The sequence below is a fragment of the Inquilinus sp. genome (assembly GCF_057815775.1).
Genome location: NZ_JBYRFX010001120.1, coordinates 1 through 4,517 on the forward strand (window position 1 = coordinate 1; position 4,517 = coordinate 4,517).

General features: G+C 64.0%; 4 protein-coding genes and 1 tRNA gene. 4 read left to right on the forward strand and 1 reads right to left on the reverse strand.

Annotated features, from left to right (window positions below; all coding sequences use genetic code 11):
- Positions 1 to 182: 182 nt before the first annotated feature.
- Complete coding sequence (locus tag AC3XYG_RS39960) at positions 183 to 371, forward strand: hypothetical protein (RefSeq protein ID WP_489145479.1); 189 nt, start codon at positions 183 to 185, stop codon at positions 369 to 371.
- A gap of 79 nt (positions 372 to 450) precedes the next feature.
- On the opposite strand, the gene xth is transcribed toward AC3XYG_RS39960, so the two are convergent.
- Positions 451 to 1,221, reverse strand: a complete 771-nt coding sequence (gene xth, locus AC3XYG_RS39965) for an exodeoxyribonuclease III (RefSeq protein ID WP_489145480.1) — start codon at positions 1,219 to 1,221, stop codon at positions 451 to 453.
- Positions 1,222 to 1,257: 36 nt separating this feature from the next.
- Here xth and AC3XYG_RS39970 point away from each other — a divergent pair, with 36 nt between their 5' ends.
- From AC3XYG_RS39970 to AC3XYG_RS39980, 3 genes are all read left to right on the forward strand, one after another.
- Positions 1,258 to 1,920 (forward strand): glutathione S-transferase family protein, encoded by a 663-nt coding sequence (locus tag AC3XYG_RS39970; RefSeq protein WP_489145481.1) that lies wholly within the window; start codon positions 1,258 to 1,260, stop codon positions 1,918 to 1,920.
- Positions 1,921 to 2,022: 102 nt separating this feature from the next.
- Positions 2,023 to 2,115: transfer RNA gene (locus tag AC3XYG_RS39975), tRNA-Ser, on the forward strand.
- Positions 2,116 to 2,513: 398 nt separating this feature from the next.
- A partial coding sequence (locus AC3XYG_RS39980; RefSeq protein WP_489145482.1) for an ATP-dependent helicase occupies positions 2,514 to 4,517 on the forward strand: 2,004 nt, incomplete at its 3' end.

Below are 4,517 nucleotides of genomic sequence, written 5' to 3' on the forward strand. Positions count from 1 at the left end.
GCCGTGGGATATCCCAGATGTGCGTTTGTTGACGGAGTTCTGCCATGAAGTGGCTTGCGGTGGGTGCAGCGGTCCTTGTTGTTGGAATTGGCAGCGCCGTTGCGCAACCGCCGCCGCCACCGGGCTATGCACCGATTCCGCGGCCGGGTTACGCGCCGATCCCACCGCCGCGCACCGAGATCGTGCCGCCGCCACCCCGCGGACGCATGGTGTGGGAGCCGGGGCATTGGCATTGGGACGGCCGCCGCTACATCTGGATCGACGGCCGTTATGTCGAGCGCCGGCCGCATTACGGGCGCTACGTCGAGGGCCGCTGGATCTGGGCGCCGCGTGAGGGCCGATGGATCTGGCGCCCGGCGCACTGGGAGTAGCGCCCAGGCGTCGTTCAGCGTCAGGTTCGCGTGTGCTATTTGCCGGCTTGGATCGGGTGGTCTCGCGGGGGCGGGTCGATCAGTGGAGGTCGATCACGACGGGGACATGATCGGACGGTTGCGGCTGATCGCGCTCCTGTTTGTCAGGGTCGGCCGCGACAAGGCGCTCCGCCAGGGTGGGGGACAGCAGGGCGTGGTCGATGCGCAGGCCCATGTCGCGCTGCCAGGCGCCAGCCTGGTAGTCCCAGAACGTATAAGCATGATCGTGCGGATGAATCGCGCGGATGGCGTCGGTCAGGCCCATCCACAGCAGGCGGCGATAGCGGGATCGGGTTTCCGGCCGGTTGAGGGCGTCGGTGGGGGACAGGGCACCAGGCGCGTAGTCGTCGTCCGTGGGGCAGACATTGAAATCCCCGGTGATGATCAAGGCGCGGTCCTCGTCGAGCAAGGCCTGGGCGCGGTCTGCCAGGCGATCCATCCAGGCCAGCTTGTAGGCGAAGCCCTCGTCGCCGCGGGAGTTGCCGTTGGGAAGGTAGATACCGATCAGCGTGATGTCGTTGGCGGTGATCTCGATGTAGCGGGCCTGCGCGTCGTCGTCCGGCAGCCCAGGCAGAGCGCGATGCGTCACGGAGAAAGGAACCCGCGCCAGCACCGCCACGCCGTTGTAGGATTTCTGTCCCACCGCTTCCGCTGTGTAGCCGAGCCCGTGAAACGGCAGCGTCGGGAAGGCTGCGGTGTCGCACTTGATCTCCTGTAGGAACAGGACATCCGGCTGGGTCTTTTCCAGCCATCGCTGCACATGTCCCTCGCGCTGGCGGATCGAGTTGACGTTCCAGGTGGCGATTTTCACTGGCTGGGATCTCCGGGTTGCCCTGGCGGCGCGGCTGTGGTCACAGTTGGGCAGTTTCGACGGGGGTGGAATATGGCAATCGAACTTTACACGTGGAACACGCCGAACGGGCGCAAGATCAGCGTGGCGTTGGAGGAGATGGGCCTGCCGTACACCGTGCACCCGGTCAATATCTCCAAGAACGAGCAGTTCGCGCCGTCGTTCTTGAAGATCAGCCCGAACAACCGGATCCCGGCGATCATCGATCCGGAGGGGCCGGGCGGGGCGCCGATCAGCGTGTTCGAATCCGGCGCGATCCTGATCTACCTCGGGCTAAAAACGGGCAAGTTCTATCCGTCGGATCTGCGCAAGCAAGTGCCGGTGCTGGAATGGCTGATGTGGCAGATGGGTGGGTTCGGGCCAATGCCTGGCCAGGTGCACCATTTCCTGCAGGTCGAAAACCCGGCCGACCAGCGCTACGGGCTGGAGCGCTACATGAAGGAGACCGCTCGGTTGTACGGCGTGCTGGACCGGCGGCTCGCCGGCCGGGAATATGTGGCCGACGAGGTGTCGATCGCCGATTTCGCCATCCTGGGTTGGGCCTGGCGGCATGAGCGGCACAAGACGGATCTGGCCTCGTTCCCGAACGTGAAGCGTTGGTACGAGACGATGATGGGCCGGCCGGGCACGGCGCGGGGCTTTGAGGTGGCACTGAGCTAGTTCTCGTTTGACGCTGGGGCGAGGGGTGCCTACAAGTCGCAGTGCAAACGCCGTGTCTGGATTGTCCGCTTCGCCGGGCGGTCTGGGTGATGTTGCCCCGGCGGAGGGGTGGCCGAGTGGCTGAAGGCGGCGGTTTGCTAAACCGTTGTAGGGGGTCAACCCCTACCGTGAGTTCGAATCTCATCCCCTCCGCCAGTTCACCTTCTTAGCGGTCCTCGCCAAGCGCTTTTGCTTGACCAGTAATTCCAGCGCCCGGTGTCTAGCACCGGCCTGACGGTAAGACCTTGCAGCAGACCCACGCCGGGCGATGTCGTCGGCCAGCCATGTACCCGTGATTTGCGTATGACGTACGAGGTCGTCCACATCGGGTCCAATGACGTGGCAACGGCAAAGAGGCTTGGTTCGGTTTGCCGGAAAGGCCTGAAGCTGGAGGCGACGCGTGACGCGTGGCTGACCGCACAGTCTGCTGATAGCTGTAACCTGGCCGACCTTGGCGCGCACGGGCGACCTAACTAATGAATGTCGCGCGGGCCCTTGTGAACAAAACGTGAAGTATGGTTGACTGGAACCCCCTGACAGCCGGTTGCTCATAAATGCCACCCGACCACCTCGCCAAACTGAATATCGAGCAGCGGCGGGCCGTCGAACATGGTGTCGCCGGCAAAGCCGGAGGTCGGGCCGCCCCACTACTGGTCATCGCCGGGGCGGGATCGGGCAAGACCAACACATTGGCGCATCGGGTTGCCAATTTGATAGTCAACGACGTTGATCCACGTCGCATTTTGCTGATGACCTTTTCCCGCCGGGCCGCGTCCGAGATGAGCCGGCGCGTCGAGAGCATCTGCGCCAAGATGCTGGGCGCCAAGGCCAGCACTATGACGGAGGCGCTCATCTGGGCGGGGACGTTCCACGCGATCGGCGCCAGGCTAATACGGGAGTATGCCGAGCAGATCGGTCTGCAGCCCAACTTTACGATCCATGATCGGGAAGACTCGGCGGACTTAATGAATTTTGTCCGCCATCAGCTGGGATTCTCCCAGACCGAAAGCCGGTTCCCGACCAAAGGCACCTGCCTCGCCATCTATTCGCGTGCCGTCAACGCCGAGATGCCGCTGGCGGTCGTCCTGCAAGAATATTTCCCTTGGTGCGCTGGCTGGGAGGAACAGCTGAGGGCGCTGTTCACCGGCTATGTGGAGGCCAAGCAGGTGCAAGGCGTGCTCGATTACGACGACCTGCTGCTCTACTGGGCGCAGATGATGAGCGACCCGGGCCTGGCGGCGCATATCGGCGAGCGGTTCGACCACGTGTTGGTGGACGAGTACCAGGACACCAACCGCCTCCAATCCAGCATCCTCCTGGCGCTGAAGCCGGGCGGCGACGGTCTGACCGTGGTGGGAGACGATGCTCAGTCGATCTACGCGTTCCGAGCGGCAACGGTGCGCAACATCCTCGACTTCCCGCATCAGTTCAGTCCACCGGCTGCTATTATCACGCTGGATCGCAACTACCGCTCCACCCAACCGATCCTCGCCGCCGCCAATGGCGTCATCGGCCTGGCCGCCGAGCGCTTCACCAAGAACCTGTGGACCGAGCGCCAGTCGGCGGAACTGCCGTCACTGGTCAGCGTGCGCGACGAGGTCGATCAGGCCCGCTACGTGGTCGAGCAAGTGCTGGCGAACCGGGAGGGCGGCACAGATCTGAAGCAGCAGGCCGTGCTGTTCCGCACATCCAGCCACAGTGGCCCGCTCGAGATCGAGTTGACCCGCCGTAACGTCCCCTTCGTTAAGTTCGGCGGTCTCAAGTTCCTCGACACAGCCCACGTCAAGGATCTGCTGGCACTGCTGCGCTTCGTGGAGAACCCGCGCGACCGGGTGGCGGGCTTCCGCGTCCTGCAGCTCTTGCCGGGCCTGGGACCGACATCGGCGCAGCGCGTGTTGGACGCCATGGCGAATCAGGTTGATCCCCTTGGCGCGCTGGCACACATTTCTGCGCCGCCACGAGCCGGTGAGGGCTGGAATGAGCTCGTGGATACCCTTCAGCAGCTGCAATCGGGCAAGGCCGGTTGGCCTGCTGAAATCGGTCGCGCACGCCTCTGGTACACCCCCCACCTGGAACGAATGCACGAAGAGTCAGCCGTTCGTCAGGCCGACCTGCTGCAGCTCGAGCAGATCGCGGCGGGCTACCCGTCGAGGACGCGCTTTCTGACCGACCTCACCCTCGATCCGCCGGATGCTACGAGTGATCAGGCGGGTGTGCCGCTGCTCGATGAGGATTACTTGATCCTCTCCACCATCCATTCGGCCAAGGGCCAGGAATGGAAATCGGTGTTTGTGCTCAACGTCGTTGATGGCTGCATGCCGTCGGACCTCGGCACTGGCACGACGGCTGAGATCGAGGAGGAGCGTCGACTGCTCTATGTCGCCATGACGCGGGCCAAGGACACGCTGCGCCTGATCACGCCGCATCGCTTCTTCACGTATGGACAGCCGTCACTCGGCGACCGGCATGTCTACGCCTCGCGCTCGCGGTTCGTACCTGGAATCCTGCTGCCGCTGTTCGAGAGCGTGACCTGGCCCATTCTCGCGACCGAGGTGGCG